This window comes from Paenibacillus amylolyticus (assembly GCF_001570725.1).
GTDB classification, from domain to species: domain Bacteria; phylum Bacillota; class Bacilli; order Paenibacillales; family Paenibacillaceae; genus Paenibacillus; species Paenibacillus amylolyticus_A.
The window spans coordinates 268120-288320 of sequence record NZ_BCNV01000007.1 but is presented as its reverse complement, the minus strand read 5'-3'; the positions used below and the strand labels follow the sequence as shown (position 1 = coordinate 288320).

Below are 20201 nucleotides of genomic sequence, written 5' to 3'. Positions count from 1 at the left end.
GTTTCGTTTCGAATCTAGTTTTCAGAGAACGATCTCTGAAATGTAAGCACCGCGTTTGGTGGCGATGGCGGAGGGGTTCCACACGTACCCATCCCGAACACGACCGTTAAGCCCTCTAGCGCCGATGGTACTTGGACCGCAGGGTCCTGGGAGAGTAGGACGCCGCCAAGCAATATAAAGGCACACTTGATGATATCGAGTGTGTCTTTTTTATTTTATATATGTCATTCGTTCTGATTTGACTTGTTTTATACATAAAATACTGGCGTTCCCATCCTTGAAGCTGTGATACAATAGGTGAGGTCTATATAGAAAACGGAAACACGCATAAGTACGAGGAGGAACAGTGAACACGATGAAATCAGCCCCGTTTATTGCCGTGGAAGGTCCGATCGGAGCGGGGAAAACAACGTTAGCAACGATGCTTTCCCATGAATTGAACCTTCCGTTGGTTAAAGAAATCGTAGAAGAGAACCCATTTCTGGCTTCCTTTTATCAGGATATCGACGAGTGGAGTTTCCAATTGGAAATGTTTTTTCTGTGTAATCGGTTTAAACAACTGGAAGACACGGGCGCACATTATGTGGAGCAGAATACCCCAGTCATTTCAGACTATCATATCTATAAAAATATGATTTTTGCCGATCGTACCTTAAAGGGAACGAAGCGGGACAAATATCGTCAAATCTATCATCTGTTAACAGATGATCTGCCGAAACCCAATCTGGTGCTCTATATTGAAGCTGAACTCGATACGTTGATGTACCGCATTAATAAGCGAGGGCGCTCATTTGAGCAGGACATGGACCCGGCATATATGGAACAACTAATCGTTGATTACAAAACAGGCATGGACTATCTGGCGAATAGCTCGAATCCACCAGTAATCATTAAGGTCAATGCGGAGCAACTCGATTTTGTAGAACATCCTGAGCACTTCAGGCAGATTGTTAATCAGGTAAAGGAGTATATCATATGAATAACTATGGCATTCCAGCGAATGCATTAATTACGGTAGCAGGTACGGTTGGGGTAGGCAAATCCACGTTAACGGCTGCACTTGCGCAGCGTTTGAATTTCAAGACCTCTCTGGAGCAAGTGGATCACAATCCTTATTTGGAGAAGTTCTATCATGATTTCGAGCGTTGGAGCTTCCATCTGCAGATTTATTTCCTGGCAGAGCGCTTCAAGGAACAAAAGAAGATTTTTGAACTGGGTGGCGGATTCGTACAAGATCGTTCCATCTATGAAGATACGGGCATTTTTGCACAGATGCATGCGGATCAAGGAACCATGTCTGCTACAGATTTCGAGACATACAGTAGTTTGTTTGAAGCAATGGTGATGACACCGTATTTCCCACATCCGGATGTACTGATCTATCTGGAAGGCAGTCTGCCGTCGATTTTGAGCCGCATTACGGAACGCGGACGCGAGATGGAAATTCAAACGGATCGTTCGTACTGGGAGCACATGCACGAGCGCTATTCGGTATGGATTGATCAGTTTACGGCCTGCCCAGTGTTGCGTCTGAACATTGATGAGTATGATGTGCATGATCCGGCATCGGTGGATGCTATTTTGGCACAGATTGCAGCTGTTATTCAGCCTTCCAAAGAAGCTCAAATATAAATAAAAGATGCAAGCAACGGCAAACATCCCTTTCACGGCTATTAGGCTGCTGGAAGGGATGTTTTTTTATGTACCAAGATGAGTAAGAGATGCTTATGGACAAATGTATAATCGTTTATCTGAGCGAATATGGGATAGGTACCTAATATATCTATTCTATCATAATGAATACTCATCACGAAAAGTAGAAAATTGTTGAATATTAGGTCTTTTTGTGGTTTCATAGGAAAGGTGAATTCTGGAAAAGAAGCATATGCATGACTCAGGAGGGAAAGACAACGTGGAAGAGAAACAAGGAATTAAAATCGGTATGCCGATCATTGGTGGCTTAATTGCAGCCATTCTGGGAGGCATCGTATGGGCAGCTATTGCTGCAATGACCGAGTATGAGGTAGGATTAATTGCAATTTTGATTGGAGCACTCACAGGCTACGCTGTTGTGTTGTTCTCGAACAAACGAATTGCGACGGTACATAAAGTCATTGCCGTACTGTTTGCGCTCGTCGGCATTTTGCTGGGGAAATATCTGACGGTGGTATACTTTACTTCCGAACTGTTTGGTGATGTAAGCGTGATGGAACTTGTGTTTGATAGCGAGATGATCAGTGCTTTTGTGGAAACCTTCCAGGACTATTTCAGTCAACCGATTGATTTGTTATTCATCGTGCTTGCGATTGTGTCTGCATGGCAGATTCCAGGCCGGATGGCAAGAACCAGTCTAGCTACAGATGCATCTTCATCGGATCACGCACCAAGAGCTTAATCGGATAGACGGTGGACGCTTGGCAGCAAAATGAAGAACGTTTGATAGAAGAAACTTAATGCTCATCATCCTAAGCACTTGTGAAAAGGTTATATCGAAGGACTGGTAGCAGAAGAAAAACGTAGTAAAGAGCATCTACTTTAAAAGATATTTATAAAGTACTCAGAGTGAGCAGCAGTTAGGCTTGTTCACATTGCGGCTGAGTTACTTCCATACACAAAAGGGACGTGACGCCTGAGAGGGCGGACGTCCTTTTTGTGTGTATACTGGGCAGTAGGCGGGATATCCGCTTATAATGGCGTAGTGACTCGGATCGATCCAATTTATTTACAATGTAACCCTAGTATATATTCAGCATCTTCATAAGGTTAATTACAAGAAGGACGGTCACCACAGGAGTATGGTTTAAATGTCCTGATGTCATTTACAGCGAATAAAGCTGATAACGAGAGATTACTTTTACCACTACGGACAGAGGTCTAAGTTCAGACTATTCTTTACGGTGCTCATCTGACGGCAATGAGCGTTGAATAATACGGTATGTGGTTGAAGACGGGGCTATATTATTTGTTTTGATCAGCAAATACAGCCATAGCATCTCTCATAAATACTGCCAAACCATAACCAAACTGATCAATATTGCGTGTGAATCGTTCATCGTCCACGTACATCTGACCGAGTCCTCTGAAGGCCTCAGGAGAATAGTTCCCCATCCGGTTCAGCAAGGTGTACCATTCTTGAATACCGGCCTGTGCCTCGGCAGATGCTGGCTCTGTGTGACGAAGTGCGGCCAGACGCTTGTAAATTTCGTTCATTTGATCGGATAGAGCCTTTTGTTCCATGGTTGATTTACTGTGCAGCTTCTGATTTGCCTGATCCACGGCTTGGTCTCCCCAGCGCTCTCGTGCTTCCTGTTCATATGGATTCTGGCTAAAATCAAATCCTTCGAATTGTTCTTTGGCTGTCATTTTAATTTCTCCTCTCACGTGTAAAACCGTTCTATCGATGGTCGCAATCATTTGGTCCAAGCGTTGTCGCTTCTCCAATAGAATAAGTCGATGCATGTTTAGCGCTTCTTCTGGATTGAAGGAGGGGTTGGTTATAATGTTTTTGATCTCCTTCAGAGAGAAGTCGAGTTCCTTGAAAAATAATATCTGCTGCAACCGTTCCAGGTTGGCATCTGAATATAATCGATACCCGGCTGAAGTCACTTCGTCCGGGGTTAATAGCCCGATCTCATCATAGTGATGCAGTGTGCGCACACTGATCGAGGCGAGTTCAGCAACTTCTTTTACCTTCATGGCCATGTGAGAAACCTCCTTACAACATCGATTGTACAGTGTCACGTTACGTGAGAGTCAACAGTTGAAAATGAAAAACAAGATGCGAGCATGTAAGCTGCATCTTGATTATAGATTGGTGAGAGATGTGACTGGATCATTATGATATACAGTCACTGCAGGGGAGCGGCTGTGCTTCTATGTCGAAGACATAGGGCTGCTACCGCGCCGCGGGGGTGTTGTGAGGCTCCTCTGTTATGGAGAGGAGCGCTAGCTGTGGTGAGCTGCACCATGTATACGGTGCAGCCCACGAAGCTGGCAGTGCAGGGAAGCATGGCTACGCCTGCATCCCGCGCACTGCCGCAGCGAACTGCGCAGCCGCTGCGCGCACATCGGCCGCGCCCGCGATGGCGGAGATGACGGCTACGCCGTCGGCTCCAGCCGCCATCACGGCGGCCGTGGTATCGGGCGTAATGCCGCCGATACCCACAACCGGAACTGCGATGCCTGCGGCGCGCAGTTCCGCCACCCCTGCGGGGCCCAGCACAGCGTGGGCATCCGCTTTGGAGCGCGTCGGGTACATGGGCCCGACGCCAAGATAGTCGGCGCCCGCCTGCACGGCACGGCGCGCCTCATCCACAGAGTGGGCGGATACGCCAAGCATCCGCCCATCTCCAATGCGGGCGCGTACAAGCGCCGCGTCCGCATCTTCCTGGCCGACATGCATGCCGTCGGCCTCCACCGCTACAGCCAGCTCTACATCATCGTTCACGATGAACGGGACCCCGTGCTGGCTGCACACCTCGCGAAGCCGCATCGCAAGCGTGATGCGAGCTTCGTGAGCCAGGGCACCAGTTCCCTTTTCACGGAACTGGAACAGCGTGATGCCACCAGCAATGGCCTGGCGCAGCACTTCCACAGGGTCCTGCGCCGTATTGACGCTGCCCATCACCAAATACACCTGCATCGCGCGTCGTACCGCTTCTGTATCCCAAGGGCGCATCACTGCTCACCCCGCTGTCTGCGCTGATACGCAAAATGATTCGTTGGCCCATGTCCGGCCCCAATCCCCAGCTCATCTTCGATGGCTGCCTGAATGAATGCTCGCGCGGTCGTAACGGCAGCCAGAACAGGTGAACCTTTGGCTAACTCTGCGGTGATCGCAGCAGAGTATGTGCATCCTGTTCCGTGCGTATGACGTGTTACTACACGAACATTCTCCAGATAATGAAAAGACTGCCCATCGTAGAGCACATCCACGATCATGCCACTTCCTTCATCATGACCACCTTTGACCAAAGCATACGTCGAGCCCATCTGTACAATCCGTCTTGCGGCTTCTTCTCGCTGACTCAGATTCGTAATGGCCATCCCGGTAAGCAGTTCCGCTTCAGGAATATTAGGTGTTGTGATCAGGGCATGGGGCAACAGCTCCGTAACCAGCGCCTGTACCGCTTCATGCTGGAGCAGGGGGGCGCCGCCTTTGGCGACCATCACGGGGTCGATGACCAGATTAGACCAACGATATTGTTGCCATTTCTCAGCAACTAGCCTAATAATCTCGGCACTATATAACATGCCGGTCTTCGTTGCGGTTGGTTGAAAGTCCTCCCCGGTCGAGTCCAATTGCTGGGCAATGCCATCGTAAGGGATGGGAAAAACGCCCTGCACACCTGTTGTATTTTGGGCAGCAATAGCGGTGATAACGGTCATGCCGTATACACCAAGCTCTTGGAATGTTTTCAGATCGGCCTGAATTCCTGCGCCGCCCCCGTTATCGGAGCCTGCAATGGTTAGCGCTTGAGCAATGCTCATACTGCACCTCCACGGATCTGACGGATCTGTGCGTGCTCCGCCAAGAGGTCGGGTGTCACTTGTGTTAGTTGATTCAACAACTCAATCTGGAAGCTACCCGGTCCCTGATGAGCCGTTCGCTCTGCCGCCAGTTCAGCTGCTACACCATAAAACGCGAGCGCTTCAACAACACTGCCTAGAAGATCGGCTTCTGATTCCGCTATGGCTGTAAAAGCGCCAATCACCGAACTGAGCAGACAACCTGCACCCGTGACCTGAGTGAGTAGGGTATGTCCATTACTTGTGAGGAATGTGGATTGTCCATCAGTAATGATATCTTCTTTTCCGGTAATGACCACGACACAGCCAAGTTGTTGTGCTGCCCGCTCAGCAATTCCAATCCGGTCACCTTCACCTGATCCTGCGTCTACACCTTTGATACTCCAGCTCTCACCGATGACATTGGCGACTTCCGCCACATTGCCGCGCAGCACCGTGAGGCGAAGCTCACGAACGAGCATCTGCACGGTTTCCGTGCGATAGGTGGTTGCCCCTGCGCCGACGGGATCAAGCACCACAGGTACATGATGTGTATTAGCCGATTGACCTGCTAGACGAATCGCCTGAACGACTTTGTCATCGAGTGTACCAATGTTGAGTACCACAGCTCCTGACATCTTGGCGACATCAGCGACCTCTTCATGAGCATAGGCCATAAAAGGGGACGCACCTAGTGCAAGCAGGCCATTGGCTGTGAAGGGAGCCACGACAAGGTTGGTGATGTTGTGTACCAGCGGATTTTGCGTACGAACACGTTCCAAATAAGACATATAATTTCCTCCTTGTTTTGAAGTAACCCATCGGCGGAAGGCCGATATCTGGAGTCACTCAGCAGAATAATAGGATATGAGTCTCCTTGTTGAGTAGGGGCGCAGAGTCTAATGTCAGGTCCTCCTTTTGAAATGTAAGGAACATCAGACACGTTATTCTCAGAATCTCCTGACCAAAACGCTGCAAACAGCTATTTATTCTGATACAACATGTTTCAGGTTCTTTAGATTTCTGCAACCGCTCCAAATCCCTGAATAGGACGCCTCAGATTCGTTAGCGGTCGTAGATGCTCTGTTTCGATCAAGTTAAGGAGCGTTTCAGCTCCCAGTAGGCTTGAAGATAAGCGCTAATGTACATTACCAAATACATATCAACAAGCCATCCAAACGCATATCAATCTTCCCAAATGCACATCAAGCCACTTAGGATTGTTATAAATTCTGATCCTCCTATGCTTGCTTCAGGCTAATCCCATTTCTTTCAATCTGTTTGTGTTCAGTCACTTTTCCTTTATTCAAGTTGATCTCCTTTACTTACTCTCCTTGCAGATTAATAAAAGCATCCTCGGCTTTCACCGATGCAGGAATCAATTCAGTTGCTACGAGCCATGCACGTACATTCTCCCACGACGCCATTTCCTGCCGACCAAACGGTTGACCTTCTTCATTCATGAGTGGCAGTAGCATCGCCAGGCTTTTGGTTTCGATCTCCGGGTCAAGCGGAGACGTTTCATTCTCATGAGCGAGCAGAATATTCAAGGCTTCTTCTGAATGCTCCGTTACATATTTCTGTCCTTCCTGGATCGCTTTGACGAAACGGGTAAGCTGATCTTTTTTTGCTTCAATGCCAGCTTCACTTGCGGTCAGGACCAATTCATAATAATCGGGCACACCATAATCAACGGGGTTAATTGATTTCATGGCATGTCCTTCTTTCTCCAAAATCAATTGTTCATGGTTAATAAAACCACCCATAATCGCATCCGCTTGTCCGGAAGCCAGCGAAGGAATCAGATCGAACCCAACGTCGACCAGATTTACGTTGTCGGGATTGCCGCCATTATTGCTGATCATCGTGCGTACCATCGCCTCATACAGCGGAATCGAAGAATAACCGACAGTTGTTCCTTCAAGATCTTTGGGTGAATTTACGTTGCCATTCGCTTCGGTCAACAGATGCACTAGAGGGTGGCGAACAACAGCAGCAATGGAACGTACAGGAATGTTCTCACCACGAGCGAGCAAAATTTGGGGCTGGTAGCTTAGAGCCAGATCAATTTTGCCGGCAGCAACAAGTTTGAGTGAATCATTGGTATCCGCAGGCATCTGAATTTCGACATCCAGACCTTGGTCTGCAAAGTATCCTTTTTCCTGAGCAACATAGATGAAGGAGTGTACTGCATTCGGGTACCAGTCGAGCATGATAGACAGTTTATCTTTGGCGTCTGATGCTGGTTCGGTTGCAGACTTGTCAGATTGTTGTTCGTTGGTTGCAGAATCTGTTGTTGGCGTATTTTGGCTAGTATTCGTGGTGCTGCATCCGCTAACGATCAGGAAAAGGCTAATGAGCATGATGGGAAGCAGGGAGTAGATACCTTTGTTATTCATAAATGAAGGTCCTCATTTCATCGATTGGTTTTGTAAAAATGAACAGCAGCATGTTAACGGACAATGTGACAATGTACTGATTGAAGTTTGCTGCTGAAATGGTGCATAAGGTATGTTTTGTTTTGAAGATCGTAACTCCTGTATTTACATCTAATTTCTGTCTAAGTATTATCCAACTTTTCTTTTGTCCCCATGACCATGACGCAGTATGCTAAACCGTTTCTCCAGCCAGGCAATCAGTACAAACAAAACGATTCCCAGCAGGGATAACAGTACAATAGCGGCAAACATCGCATCCGTGTTCATGTTGCTGGACATGCGGCGGCTGAAGTATCCGAGCCCTTTGCTGCCACCAAGCCATTCGCCGATCGTTGCACCAACCACGCAGTACACCACAGACATCTTTAGCCCGGAGAAAAAAGAAGGAAGTGCCAGTGGAACCTGGAGTTTGCGAAAAATATCCCACTTGCTGGCGCCCATGGTGAGTAGCAGTTCACGCTGCTCCGGATCGCCTTGGCGGAGTCCGTCGTAGGTACTGACCACAATGGGGAAGAACGCGATCAGGAACACCACGGCGACTTTGCTCCACAGGGTATAACCAAACCACAGGATAAATACCGGGGACAGAGCAATCAGCGGGATCGTCTGACTGATCACAATGAAGGGATACAAGGCCTTTTCAATCGATCGGTTCATATGCATGCCTGTCGCTAGCATAATACCGGTCATTATGGACAAGCCAAAACCAACAAGAACCTCCATAAAGGTAGCAGGCAGATGTATGGTCAGCAGCAGACGACGATGCTCAATTAGTGAGCTTACGATGGCCGTTGGTGCAGGAATGATGAAGGAGGGCACCCATCCCATACGCACAATTAATTCCCAGATCGCCAGTAAAGAGAGCATGAGCAGAATAAACAAACCATATTGGGAAAACCACTTCGACATCCACTTCGAGCACCACGTCCGGACACTAACCTTACCTCTATCGTTTTGCATGCAATTGTTCCTCCAGTTGTCGTCTCATCTGCACAAGAGCCGGTTCGTAGATCATGTCCGAATACCTTGGGCGTGGCAAAGGAACCATCGTTTCCCTCAACTGCTGACCTTGCCCCTCTGGAGTTAATAGAATGATACGATCACTTAACAGCAGGGCTTCTTCAATGTCATGTGTAATGAACAGCACGGTTTGTCCAAAGTCCTCCCACAGCTCCAACAACCAGCGATGCATTTCTCGTTTGGTTAAAGCGTCGAGTGCACCGAAGGGTTCATCCAGCAACATGAGCTGCCCGCCTGTAAGCAAGGTACGCAGCAGTGCCACCCGCTGCCGCATGCCGCCGGATAACTCATCCGGATAGGCCTGCTCATAACCGGACAAGCCGAACTTTGCCAATCCTGCGATGATATCGGCTCGTAGTTTGTCCTTGTCCTGACGGCCTGGTGCAAGCTCGGCAGGCAGCATGCAGTTCTCCATGACGGTACGCCAGGATAACAGCAGATCTTTCTGCGGCATATAGGCGACTCGTCCGAGCCGTTGTCCTTGCGGTACATCAGCAATATCGATGGTGCCGACGGTTGGCTCATACAAGCCTGCGAGCAGCTTGAAGAGTGTGCTTTTACCTGATCCGCTGGAGCCGATGAGCGAGACAAATTCTCCTTGTTGAACCTGAAGCGACACATTGGCGAGCACGGGGGAATCCTTTTTTTCGGGAAAAGCGAAGCTAACGTTCTTAATGGTTACATGGTTGGTCATCTGATTCTCACCCCCTTGATGCCAGACTGCTGCAATAACAACGGCATGCTGTACTCTGCAAAAGAAACAAAAAAGACCCACCCATTTCCGGAGAAATGAGTGGGTCTATAAGTTGAATCCGCAATTTATCTTCACATACATGAAAAATTCCGCTTACTAAAAGGCCGCTCCACTTCCCTCCGCTGGTATGATCCAGATCAGGTTCAAAGGGTCCGAATAGTTCTATTCGTCTCAGCCGCAGGGCTCCCCTAGTGCAAAAGTTCAAGATATGCAGTTGTGTGTTCAGCATATATCACTTGAACATGAACTGTAAAGAGGCAGCATGATGGATTTATTGAGATGAGTGTGGAGTCACATCCTGGGAGTGAGGTTGTAATCATACAAATTTCAGTTGGAAATGATGATTTCATCGACCTGTAATGATTTGTAAAATGAGGATGTTGAATAGAACAAGGAGAGGTTCCAATGAGAAATAAAATAATGGGAGGCGCTGAATGATCGCATCGAGGGGGCTGAACCCAGCCGGGCCATCCGTAATTTTCGCATTGCTGCGGGTCAAGAAGAGGGAGAGCACTATGGCATGGTATTTCAGGACAGTGATGTAGCCAAGTGGATCGAAGCAGCGTCATACCTGCTTGGACATGATCACATCAGAGATACGTTTGGTAAAGTTGCCATTCAGCGCGGACCTTTCATGTATTGCCTTGAAGAAACGGATAACGGTGCAGGATTATATCGTATTCAGTTACCCGCATTAGCGGATTTTGAGGTGAACAGTGGTGGGGGAGGGACAGCAACAAGATGGAGAGGAGGTGATTCGCGCGGCTGAAGTTAAAAGGGCAAAATGAAGAACGGCTATAAGTCGTGTAACAGCCTATTAACGTTAACGATGAGTCCATATGAGGAGGCCAAGTTCATGAGGTTTAAAATGATGTTGACCGCAGTGTTATCCCTGGCGGCTGCGCTTGTATTTGCTACGGATCAAACGTATGCCCACGAGTTGTCCACTGACAAGCTCATTCTCCAGACGGGAAGTCATGGTGAAATCTCTTCCATTAAGATCAAGGGCGATGCTTTTCCGACGGAATACGTTATGAATGCAACCGTTGCACCAGAACAAAATACAGCAGACCACCAGTGGCTTGGTGAACTGATGTTCACGTATCGATTGAATGGTGGGGCGTGGACCAAAGCCTGGACCAATCTGTCGGCAGATGGTCGGACGATCACGAACTCCGGTAATCAGGTGACGGTGACGTATGCCAATGCATCGAATGCCCAGGGGATTCGCAATTTCAAAGTGATCGAGACCTATACCACCCAGACGGATGGATCCATTCTGTGGAAGATTGAAGTGCAGAATACGAGCGGCCAGAAGCTGGAGATTGGTGATTTCGGTCTGCCCTTGCCATTCAATGAACAGTGGACCTACGGCGATGCAATCTATGAGACACGGGTTGTTACGCACTCGTTTGTTGGTAATAACAGCTCCTATATTACGGCCAGCCGTCCAAGCGGCATTGGTTCTTATCTGATGCTGATTCCGGATGCAACGACGGGGGCAGGATTCGAGTACCAGGATCGGTGGCGTAATGAGGAACATCCGGGTAGCAAGTGGGCCTGGAATCCGGCAAATGAAGGCAAATGGATTGAAGGGCTGAACGTCTTCTATATTCATTCCAACGTGATCAAATCCACCAACCGGGGATATCTGCCAAATACGAGCCTGGTTCTGGAAGCAGGCCAGTCGAAGACGTACGGATTCAAGTTCCTGGCTGTTGCGGACGAACATGCAGCGAAGAATACACTTTATAACGCGGGACTTATTGATGTCACCGTAGTTCCAGGCATGATCGTGCCGACCAACCAGAAAGCAAAGGTGGATCTGCGTACGTCCAAGACCATTACCAAAGTGCAATATGCCAATGGGACGGTTGTACCGTTAAAGGAAAGCAAGCCTGGCGATCATAAAATCTATGAATTGCAGTTCAGCCAGCTGGGACCCAATAACGTGACTGTGGAATATGATGGTGGCAAAAAAACGGTACTGCAATTCTACGCCATTGATCCCGTCGACAAAGCGTTGCAGGATCATTCGACCTTTATGGTGGATAAAACCCAGTGGAACCTGCCGGGAGATATCCGGGACAAAGTGTTTGATGACTGGATGATGAATACCAAGTCCAAGCGCAATGTGTTCAACGGCTACTGGGGTTGGGGAGATGACTGGGGACTGACGCATGGACAGTTTTTGGCAGAAAAGAATACGCTAACACCCGTTGCCCGGGAAATTCGGGCCGTGGATGATTATCTGGAAACAGCGATCTGGACCAATCTGATGAATGGACATCATGAAGATTATCTGATTCACGATTTTCTGATGCCCGAGCCGAATACAACACCTACCTACCGTGGATATGCTTATCCACATGTGTATAACACATACTTCAGCATGTATAAAATTGCGGATTTATACCCTGACCTTGTTACTTACAAGCATGACAAGGAAACTTATCTGCTGCGCGCTTATAACATTTTCAAAGCCCTCTACGAAGGGCCTGTCGCCTACAACTGGAACACCGGGCTGATGGGAGAATTGACGACTCCGGATATCATTCAGGCTTTGAAAAAAGAAGGATATGACACGGAGGCCAACGAAATTATCACGAAAATGAGAACGAAATACGGGAATTTCAAGAATACGACGTATCCTTATGGTTCGGAGTATAGCTATGACAACACAGGAGAAGAAGCCGTATACACGCTGGCGAAGCTGCATTCGGATCAAGTAACAGAGCAGAGTAGAGCATTGGAGATTATGGGCAAAATCAACCTCAAAACTCGTGCTTCCCGCGGACACATGCCGGTGTGGTATTACTACACGGACCCGGTGACGATTACCGGGGAGAATTGGTTTAATTTCCAGTACACAACCTCACTGGCCGGATACGCCATGGATGACTGGATTCGGTTCCATGAAGGCACCAAACGGGAAGAACAACAGCGCTTGTCCTATGCCGCGAAGATTGCTAATGTAGGGGCCATTAACTCGGGACAGATTAGTGCTGACCCAGACAATTTTGGTGCAGCTTCCTGGACGTATCAGGCCGAGAAAGGTAACTATGGTACGAATGGAACTGGCGGTGGAGCCAATGTACCGTTATTGAATGGCTGGCGCGGGATGACAGGTGAAGCAGACCTGGGCCTGTTCGGTGCATTGCAGACATTGAGTGCAGATATTGCAGTGGACCCGATCTTTGGACTGACAGGGTACGGTGCAGATGTCACACCGACGAATGGAGAATATAACATTACGCCACTGGATGGATTGTTCAAGCGACTTAATCTGATTACTGAAAAGCTGTACATTGAACTGAACAAAGACCAGTATACTGGGGCCAAACTGGCTGTAGCGAAGGATTATGTCTGGCTGGATATGAAGAATCTGACACCAGGCCAGCCACACCAGACATCCATTACGTTCCAGGGTCTGAAAACAGGCACATATCTGATCAAGGTGGACGGTCAGGTGAAAGGCAAATTCAATGCCTATCAACCGGTGAACACGTTGAAGGTAGATGCAGGTACAGCAGCGTCTTACAGCGTGGAGCTTACGCCTACGACGCCGGATGCCAACGCGGCTCCAACGGTTGATGCAGGAACGGATTCTTCCATCACGTTGCCTGACAAGATCCGTCTTCAGGGGACGGTTACTGATGATGGACTTCCGAGTGGTCAGTTAACGTTGGCATGGAGTTTGGTGAATGGACCGGCAGGAGCACAGGTCTCTTTTGCATCGCCAAATTCAGCGTATACGCAGGCAACGGTTTCGGCTGCTGGTGTGTATACATTCCGTTTAACGGCTAATGATTCGATATTATCGGCAAATGACACCGTGCAAGTGACCGTGAATGCCGCACCGCCACTTCCAGAGAAGATGGCACAGTACAATTTTGATGAGAACACAGGCACGGCTGCTGCGGATTCTTCGGGTAGTGGCAACCATGCGACTGCCAAAGGTACAACTTCCTGGGTAACAGGCAAAAAGAACCGGGCAATTAGTCTATCCGGTACGGATGGTTATGTGCAATTGCCTGAGGGCATTGTCAGCAGGGCGGATTCTATTACGATCGCAACCTGGGTGAAGGCGAATGCTCTCAGTGATTTTACCCGCATTTTCGATTTTGGTTCAGGGACGGGAACCTATGTGTTCCTGACACCGAAGGTGGGGAGTAATATGAGATTTGCCATCACCACTGGAGGTAATGCCGCAGGCCAGGAGCAAACGATTAATGTGCCCGGTCTCCCAGTGGGCGTGTGGAAACATGTGACCGTTACACTGACAGGCAACACGGGAATCATCTACGTGGATGGTGTAGAAGTCGGGCGGAATAATAATATGACGTTGAAACCGTCCAGTCTGGGTCAGACCAAGAATAACTATATTGGCAAATCACAATACCCTGATCCGTATTTTAACGGACTCATCGATGACTTCCGCATCTATAGCCGTGCGCTGAGTGCAGCTGAAGTGGCAACCCTTGCATCTAGCACTTCGCTGGCCTTAAATGGGGAGAATGAAGCTGTTATCCTGCCGGATCTGAGTGAAGAGAACACACCTCAGCTGGGCGTTAGTGAAGTGGAAAGTGTGGATGTGACGGCTGTGGTGGCTGAAATACCAACGTTACCTGCCGTTGTAACTGTGACGTACAGCGATGGTACAACAAATGACGTTGCAGTGGTCTGGAATGAGATAACGGCTGAGCAAGTAGCAGCGGTGGGCACGTTCATGGTTGAAGGAGCCGTGGAGGGTACGGAACTGAAGGCGCAAGCGAACGTGACGATCATTGCTGCAACGAGAGAGGAGCCAGTGGAGGGTGGAATTTAGATGGATGTAGCCGTTAACCGTAACGTAACAGGTACTAGGTAGCATCCCATATTCAACATCTGATAATATCATGCATTATTGCGGATTACACATGAAGAAGCGTCCGGTTTGTCCGAAGATATGCGTTGCAGAGCAACGTAGTCTCGACCTACCGGGCGCTTTTTGCTATACAATTTGGACAGGCTTATAGCGACTTGGGTTTGTATTCGGTACCGGTAAATTTGTTACGGAAGTTGGAGGGTGAGATGCCTTCTTTTTTGGAGAAGCAGGAAGAAAAATAGGATACATGATTGAAGCCGATCTCCTCTGCAATGCGAGCGACGGACCAGGCGGTTTGCAGCAGCAGCTTTTTGGCCTGTTCTAGTCTGTAGTGTAGCAGATACTCCATCGGTGTCATGCCGTAGACCTTCAACATACTTCGGGCCAGATAGTTTGGGTGATAGTTCAGTTCCTTTTGCAGCAAAGGATTGGAGATCGGAAGTGAGTAGTTATGGCGGATATATAATTCAATCTTCTCAGCGATGCGAATGGCCGCTACATCGGACAGGGAGGATAGTCCACGATCCAGATGCTGCATGAAATGCTGAAAGCTCGCCTGTCGTTTCCAGTTTCGCATGGATTGTGGCTCCTGATCAAGCTGTGAAAAGTGTTCCAGCATCTCCATTTCCTTGGATGAAATTCGCATATGTTTCGGAATGAAGATGGAGCATACATCGCAGTGATTCAGATATGCGCTTTTCTTGTGTGTTTCAATGAGCTGGGCCTGATTCGCCAGACACTCATCCATATCGGAGGATTCTTTCCAGCTACCATAGGTTTGAAAATGAATCCAGAGCAGTTCTGTCTCCGTTTCACATGCAGCACTGCCGTAATGGTGGCCATCCGGCATCAGAATCAAGGCGTCTCCTTCCTGAAGTCGCCATTCCGTTCCATTCTCGTTGACGGCTAGAGCACCACGGGTAACGACAATGAGATCAAATACACCGATGTCACTGCGGCTGATATGATATTCACCAGCTTCGTAATACGCACGTCCACAATCGATAAAATAGGGAATGGGCGGGGTGATGAAGTGAAGTATGGGTGAGTCCAATCCGGCACCTCCGAACAGGTTGGAATATTTAAAATTCATGTTGGCATCGAGCATTTATTTTTCATGATACAGCAAGTAACATAGAAAATAAAGCGCTTACGAAATTGGTTTTATCTTTCATTCGATTCATATCACAACCTTGGGAAGGGGATTTTACATGAAGAAAATGCTGGTTTGGTTAGGGGTATGTATTCTTGCGGTGATGACGGTCTTGAGTGGATGCAGTACGACAAAGGAAGCATCCAACGGGTCATCTGGAGGAAACGGAGGAACCGTACAAGGGGGAGCCACCAAACTCATTTTCTGGACTTTTGTAGATGCGCATCAGAAGTTCTATGAGAGTATGGCAGAGCAGTGGAATCAGGAGCATCCAGATCAACAGATTGAATTGGAAGCGACCACGATTCCATACGACGATATGCATACCAAGCTGCTGCTTGCATTACAGTCGGGTGTAGGTGCACCGGATCTAGTAGATATCGAGCAGAGCAAATTCCCCAACTTCATGAAAGGCGTTCCGCAACTGGTGGATCTGACAGACATGATCAAGCCAGAGCTGAATAACATTGTACAATCCCGTGTTGAGATCTACAGCAAGGAAGGCAAGTATTACGGTATTGATTATCATGTTGGTGCAACTGTCATGTATTACAACCAGGAGATTTTGGATCAGGCCGGTGTGAATGCGGATGACATCAAGACCTGGAGTGATTTTGAGCAGGCAGGGAAGCAGGTGCTAGCGAAGACAGGCAAACCGATGATTACATTTGAAGGTAACGGCAACTGGTCCTGGTGGCCAGCCATCAGTCAACAGAAATCGGATCAGGTGGATGCAGACGGTAATGTGACGGTGAACGCGCCTGTGAATGTGCAGACGATGAAATTTTTCCAGCAGATGGTCAAGGAAGGGGTAGCAGCTGTCGCTCCTGGGGCGGGTCATGATACGGAAGAATACTTCGGTTATATGGACCAAGGCAGTTCGGCGGCGGTATTTATGCCATTCTGGTTCATGAATCGGTTCACGGACCATATTCCGGATCTGAAAGGGAAAATGATCATTCGTCCAATGCCGGCATGGGAAGAGGGCGGCAACCGTTCAGCAGGTATGGGTGGAACGGCAACGTCCATTACGAATCAGTCCGGTGCTGTGGAACTTGCCGAGCAGTTCCTTGCTTATGCGAAACTGTCCAAGGAAGGTAATCTTCAGATCTGGAAACAGCTTGGTTTTGACCCGATTCGTACCGACGTATGGACCGATTCAGCGATGAAGGAATCGAACAAATACACGGATTATTTCGGGGACGATATCTTCGATACACTGCTGAGTGTGAAAGACGAGATTGCTCCGGTAAACATTCGGGAGAAGTCACCTGAAGTGTTCGATGCGGTCCGTAACAAAGCCATGCCAGATATCTTCATTAATCTGAAAGATCCTGAACAGGTATTAAATGATTTGCAGGCTGAATTAACCCGTTGAGATAGGAAAGGCTTAAACATCAATTATCTTTCTTTCATACAGATTATACGGTTCATTCCAGGTTGGAGGTTGATCCAAAGTGCAGCTGCAAAAGGAAACAATGGTTTCTGTACGCGCCACCAGACGGCGGAGAGTACGGATGAGTGCCAGAACATGGGCACCGTATTGGTTTGTATTACCGTTCATTTTGTCTTTTCTCATCTTCTTTGCCTACCCGTTATTTCGAGCCGGGGTTATGAGTTTCCAGCAGGTGCTCCCCGGAGACGTACAGTTTGTGGGGCTTGAGCATTACGGCAAGCTGTGGAATGCCGATTTTCGGGCAGCACTGTGGAATAGCACACGTTACACGTTCTGGACGCTGCTCTTGCTGGTTCCTATCCCACTCGTGCTTGCTGTATTGCTCAATTCAAGTCGCATGATGGCTCGTAATGTGTTCCGCTCTGCTTTGTTTATTCCGGCACTAACCTCCGTTGTTGTAGCGGGGTTTGTGTTCCGGCTTATCTTCGGCGAGTTGGATGGTGCGTTGATGAATTCCATCCTGAACCTGCTGGGTATTCCGAGTCAGCAATGGTTGTATAGTTCGTCCCTTGCGATGGTCGCACTGGTTGTCCTGGCAGGTTGGCGCTGGATCGGGATTAACATGCTGTATTTTCTATCGGCATTGCAGAGCATCCCCAAGGATCTGTATGAAGCGGCAGATATGGATGGAGCGGGTGTGCTGAACAAATTCACCAAGATTACCGTGCCGATGCTCAAACCGATCACGATCTATGTGGTGACGATTACTTTGTATGGCGGATATGCCATGTTCACGGAGAGTTATATGCTCTGGGCAGGCAAACCGTCTCCACAAAATATCGGGTTAACGATGGTGGGGTACATCTACCAACAAGGTTTCCAGTATTTCAATCTGGGATTCGGTGCAGCAATTGGCATTACGCTGTTGGTGATTACACTCGTGATCAGCATGCTTCAGCTGACCGTACTCGGCATGTTCAGGAAGGAGGATTAGGACTTGATGCACAGATGGGGAGTCAAACTGAATGTGCCTTCACTGCTGTTACTGGTGTTGTTCGTGATCTTGGGTATCTTGATGTTATTTCCATTATATGCGCTAATCCTCGCTTCGCTGAAACCGGCAACGGAACTGTTTCGATATGGACTCAATGTTAGATGGGATTGGGCGTTAATGAGCTTCGAGAATTACAAATCGATCTTCAACGGAACGGGAGCAGCAGGGAACTATTTTATATGGTACAAAAACAGTCTTGTCATCACGGCATTATTCACGGTATTAAGTCTGCTGTTCTCCTCCATGGTCGGATATGGGCTGGGGGTCTATCGGTTCAGGGGTCAGAATCTGATCTTCACCCTGGTGCTGGTTGTCATGATGATTCCGATGGAAATTATCCTTCTTCCCTTATACGAACTGACGATTAAGCTGAAGCTAATCAATACGGTGTGGGGCGTTATTCTGCCTTTTATCGTGGCACCTTTGCCCATCTTCTTCTTTAGGCAGTTTGCCCAAGGTTTGCCGAAGGACTTTATGGATGCAGGACGGATTGATGGTTGTAAGGAGTTTGGCATCTTCTTCCGCATTATGGTGCCCTTGATGGCTCCGGCATTTGGGGCGATAGCCATTCTGCAGGCCATGAACAGTTGGAATAACTTTCTCTGGCCACTCGTGGTGCTTCGGACAACCGAACAATTCACTTTGCCGATCGGACTCGCTTCTTTCGTATCGCCACTGGGCAATCATTACGAAGAACTAATCGCTGGAGCCGTGCTTGCCATTGTGCCGATTCTGATTCTGTTCCTGTTCTTCCAGCGCTTTTTTATCTCAGGACTCACGGTTGGCGGGGTCAAAGGATAATGGCATAAATCTTTAAACCCGTAAACAGTTCAACAATTTACCTGAGCTCCCTAACCCGATATAATAGTGGTGGCGCATATTGGCCGGATCACAAATGCAGGTGGGATTGTTCTCCCTCCGAAGCAGAATGGGGACCCGAGTTGAAAACGTTCAAAAAAGTATATATTGAGATCACGAGTATCTGCAATTTGGCGTGCAGCTTCTGCCCGCAGACACAGCGTGCCAAAGGATTCATCGACCCTGAAGTCTTCAACAATATACTGGATCAAGTTAAACCACATACCAACCATATTTATCTACATGTCAAAGGTGAACCCTTGTTGCATCCCAAAATAGATCTGCTGCTCGATTCCGCACATGCGAAGGGACTCAAGGTGAACATTACCACGAATGGTACACTGCTGCCCAAGACTCAGCACAAATTGCTCGGCAAACCGGCGCTGCGCCAGATGAACTTCTCTCTGCACAGCTTCGATGGGCATGAGGGTTCAACCGACCGTGACGGGTACCTGAGCAATATTCTGTCTTTTGTACATGAGGCTATTAAGCACAATGTCATCATTTCATTCCGGCTGTGGAATCTGACGCAGGATAACTTCACGAATGCTCAGATGAACCGAAATCGGGAGACCCTTGAAGTACTGGAACGTGAGTTCAATCTGGACTTCCGCATTGAGGAAAAAGTAGTTCCGGGCAGCGGGGTCAAAATTGCCCCGAATGTATACCTGAATCAGGACCATGAGTTCCAGTGGCCAAGTCTGGATGCACCTGAAGATGATGGCAAAGGCTTTTGCCATGCGCTTCGCGGTCAGGCAGCTGTACTTGTTGATGGAACGGTGGTTCCATGCTGTCTCGATGGCGAGGGTGTCATTAACCTTGGTAACGTACACGAGAAGTCATTCTCGGAGATTATTGAGGGTGAGAGAGCGAACAATCTGGTGTATGGTTTTTCCAAGCGGGAAGCTGTGGAAGAGTTGTGCAGGAAATGCGGGTATCGTCAGCGATTCGGAGCATAGAATATATAAATTTAGTTAAAAACGAACCTACCGAAAATATTTGTTTCGGTAGGTTCGTTTTGTTTTTATTGCGAAATTATTTAGATAATAAGATTTGAAATCAATTTAGGATAACAACTTTTTTGTAAAATCATAGTCTATTAATCTTGTTTTTATGAATTAGCATGGTATTATTATCCTATTGATTAGGAGGT

17 protein-coding genes, 1 rRNA gene and 1 riboswitch are annotated in these 20201 nt (G+C 48.1%); of the genes, 10 read left to right on the top strand and 8 right to left on the bottom strand.

Annotation, left to right across the window (positions count from 1 at the left end; all coding sequences use genetic code 11):
• The first annotated feature begins 54 nt into the window (after positions 1-54).
• From rrf to PAHA3_RS25970, 4 genes are all read left to right on the top strand, one after another.
• A 5S ribosomal RNA gene (gene rrf, locus PAHA3_RS25985) occupies positions 55-171 on the top strand.
• A gap of 184 nt (positions 172-355) precedes the next feature.
• Positions 356-979: a deoxynucleoside kinase gene (locus tag PAHA3_RS25980; protein WP_062837552.1), complete on the top strand. Its 624-nt coding sequence runs from the start codon at positions 356-358 to the stop codon at positions 977-979.
• Positions 976-1632 (top strand): deoxynucleoside kinase, encoded by a 657-nt coding sequence (locus PAHA3_RS25975; RefSeq protein WP_062837551.1) that lies wholly within the window; start codon positions 976-978, stop codon positions 1630-1632. The genes PAHA3_RS25980 and PAHA3_RS25975 overlap by 4 nt, the downstream gene beginning before the upstream one ends.
• 280 nt (positions 1633-1912) lie before the next feature.
• Positions 1913-2395 carry a hypothetical protein gene (locus PAHA3_RS25970; protein ID WP_062837550.1) on the top strand — a complete coding sequence of 161 codons (483 nt, stop codon included), beginning with the start codon at positions 1913-1915 and terminating at the stop codon, positions 2393-2395.
• A gap of 563 nt (positions 2396-2958) precedes the next feature.
• Here PAHA3_RS25970 and PAHA3_RS25965 read toward each other — a convergent pair.
• The 7 genes from PAHA3_RS25965 to PAHA3_RS25935 form a co-directional block, all read right to left on the bottom strand.
• Positions 2959-3702: a MerR family transcriptional regulator gene (locus PAHA3_RS25965; RefSeq protein ID WP_062837549.1), complete on the bottom strand. Its 744-nt coding sequence runs from the start codon at positions 3700-3702 to the stop codon at positions 2959-2961.
• Positions 3703-4012: 310 nt separating this feature from the next.
• Positions 4013-4678: a thiamine phosphate synthase gene (gene thiE / locus PAHA3_RS25960; protein WP_062837548.1), complete on the bottom strand. Its 666-nt coding sequence runs from the start codon at positions 4676-4678 to the stop codon at positions 4013-4015.
• Complete coding sequence (gene thiD / locus PAHA3_RS25955) at positions 4678-5490, bottom strand: bifunctional hydroxymethylpyrimidine kinase/phosphomethylpyrimidine kinase (protein ID WP_062837547.1); 813 nt, start codon at positions 5488-5490, stop codon at positions 4678-4680. Before thiD ends, thiE begins: the two co-directional genes overlap by 1 nt.
• Positions 5487-6299: a hydroxyethylthiazole kinase gene (gene thiM, locus PAHA3_RS25950; protein ID WP_062837546.1), complete on the bottom strand. Its 813-nt coding sequence runs from the start codon at positions 6297-6299 to the stop codon at positions 5487-5489. Before thiM ends, thiD begins: the two co-directional genes overlap by 4 nt.
• A gap of 534 nt (positions 6300-6833) precedes the next feature.
• Complete coding sequence (locus tag PAHA3_RS25945) at positions 6834-7907, bottom strand: ABC transporter substrate-binding protein (protein ID WP_062837545.1); 1074 nt, start codon at positions 7905-7907, stop codon at positions 6834-6836.
• A 168-nt stretch (positions 7908-8075) separates the two neighbouring features.
• Positions 8076-8906 carry an ABC transporter permease gene (locus PAHA3_RS25940; protein WP_062837544.1) on the bottom strand — a complete coding sequence of 277 codons (831 nt, stop codon included), beginning with the start codon at positions 8904-8906 and terminating at the stop codon, positions 8076-8078.
• Positions 8893-9660 (bottom strand): ABC transporter ATP-binding protein, encoded by a 768-nt coding sequence (locus PAHA3_RS25935; RefSeq protein WP_062837543.1) that lies wholly within the window; start codon positions 9658-9660, stop codon positions 8893-8895. Before PAHA3_RS25935 ends, PAHA3_RS25940 begins: the two co-directional genes overlap by 14 nt.
• A gap of 157 nt (positions 9661-9817) precedes the next feature.
• A riboswitch (TPP riboswitch) is annotated at positions 9818-9920 on the bottom strand.
• A gap of 353 nt (positions 9921-10273) precedes the next feature.
• On the opposite strand from PAHA3_RS25935, the gene PAHA3_RS25930 reads away from it, so the two are divergent.
• The gene (locus PAHA3_RS25930) at positions 10274-10489 is read left to right on the top strand and encodes a hypothetical protein (RefSeq protein WP_371327965.1); all 216 of its coding nucleotides are present in this window, start codon (positions 10274-10276) and stop codon (positions 10487-10489) included.
• An 87-nt stretch (positions 10490-10576) separates the two neighbouring features.
• Positions 10577-14548: a DUF5695 domain-containing protein gene (locus PAHA3_RS25925; RefSeq protein WP_082763008.1), complete on the top strand. Its 3972-nt coding sequence runs from the start codon at positions 10577-10579 to the stop codon at positions 14546-14548.
• Positions 14549-14732: 184 nt separating this feature from the next.
• Here the strand turns inward: PAHA3_RS25925 and PAHA3_RS25920 are convergent, their stop codons facing one another.
• On the bottom strand, positions 14733-15680 hold the full coding sequence (locus PAHA3_RS25920) for an AraC family transcriptional regulator (RefSeq protein WP_235599568.1): 948 nt from the start codon (positions 15678-15680) through the stop codon (positions 14733-14735).
• Positions 15681-15798: 118 nt separating this feature from the next.
• Between PAHA3_RS25920 and PAHA3_RS25915 the strand changes: the two genes are divergently transcribed.
• The 4 genes from PAHA3_RS25915 to PAHA3_RS25900 all read left to right on the top strand — a co-directional run bounded on the left by PAHA3_RS25915 (position 15799) and on the right by PAHA3_RS25900 (position 20007).
• Complete coding sequence (locus tag PAHA3_RS25915) at positions 15799-17118, top strand: ABC transporter substrate-binding protein (protein WP_062837541.1); 1320 nt, start codon at positions 15799-15801, stop codon at positions 17116-17118.
• A gap of 139 nt (positions 17119-17257) precedes the next feature.
• Positions 17258-18130 (top strand): carbohydrate ABC transporter permease, encoded by an 873-nt coding sequence (locus PAHA3_RS25910; RefSeq protein ID WP_235599567.1) that lies wholly within the window; start codon positions 17258-17260, stop codon positions 18128-18130.
• Positions 18131-18136: 6 nt separating this feature from the next.
• Entirely contained in the window at positions 18137-18991 is an 855-nt protein-coding gene (locus tag PAHA3_RS25905) for a carbohydrate ABC transporter permease (protein WP_062837540.1), read from the top strand.
• Between the two features lie 140 nt (positions 18992-19131).
• On the top strand, positions 19132-20007 hold the full coding sequence (locus tag PAHA3_RS25900) for a radical SAM/SPASM domain-containing protein (protein ID WP_062837539.1): 876 nt from the start codon (positions 19132-19134) through the stop codon (positions 20005-20007).
• The last annotated feature ends 194 nt before the right edge of the window (positions 20008-20201 follow it).

Coding starts and splice junctions, on each gene's coding strand:
- PAHA3_RS25980 (WP_062837552.1), top strand. CDS start 356: ATGAAATCAGCCCCGTTTATTGCCGTGGAAGGTCCGATCGGAGCGGGG.
- PAHA3_RS25975 (WP_062837551.1), top strand. CDS start 976: ATGAATAACTATGGCATTCCAGCGAATGCATTAATTACGGTAGCAGGT.
- PAHA3_RS25965 (WP_062837549.1), bottom strand. CDS start 3,702: ATGGCCATGAAGGTAAAAGAAGTTGCTGAACTCGCCTCGATCAGTGTG.
- thiE (WP_062837548.1), bottom strand. CDS start 4,678: ATGCGCCCTTGGGATACAGAAGCGGTACGACGCGCGATGCAGGTGTAT.
- thiD (WP_062837547.1), bottom strand. CDS start 5,490: ATGAGCATTGCTCAAGCGCTAACCATTGCAGGCTCCGATAACGGGGGC.
- thiM (WP_062837546.1), bottom strand. CDS start 6,299: ATGTCTTATTTGGAACGTGTTCGTACGCAAAATCCGCTGGTACACAAC.
- PAHA3_RS25945 (WP_062837545.1), bottom strand. CDS start 7,907: ATGAATAACAAAGGTATCTACTCCCTGCTTCCCATCATGCTCATTAGC.
- PAHA3_RS25940 (WP_062837544.1), bottom strand. CDS start 8,906: ATGCAAAACGATAGAGGTAAGGTTAGTGTCCGGACGTGGTGCTCGAAG.
- PAHA3_RS25935 (WP_062837543.1), bottom strand. CDS start 9,660: ATGACCAACCATGTAACCATTAAGAACGTTAGCTTCGCTTTTCCCGAA.
- PAHA3_RS25925 (WP_082763008.1), top strand. CDS start 10,577: ATGAGGTTTAAAATGATGTTGACCGCAGTGTTATCCCTGGCGGCTGCG.
- PAHA3_RS25920 (WP_235599568.1), bottom strand. CDS start 15,680: ATGAATTTTAAATATTCCAACCTGTTCGGAGGTGCCGGATTGGACTCA.
- PAHA3_RS25915 (WP_062837541.1), top strand. CDS start 15,799: ATGAAGAAAATGCTGGTTTGGTTAGGGGTATGTATTCTTGCGGTGATG.
- PAHA3_RS25910 (WP_235599567.1), top strand. CDS start 17,258: ATGAGTGCCAGAACATGGGCACCGTATTGGTTTGTATTACCGTTCATT.
- PAHA3_RS25905 (WP_062837540.1), top strand. CDS start 18,137: ATGCACAGATGGGGAGTCAAACTGAATGTGCCTTCACTGCTGTTACTG.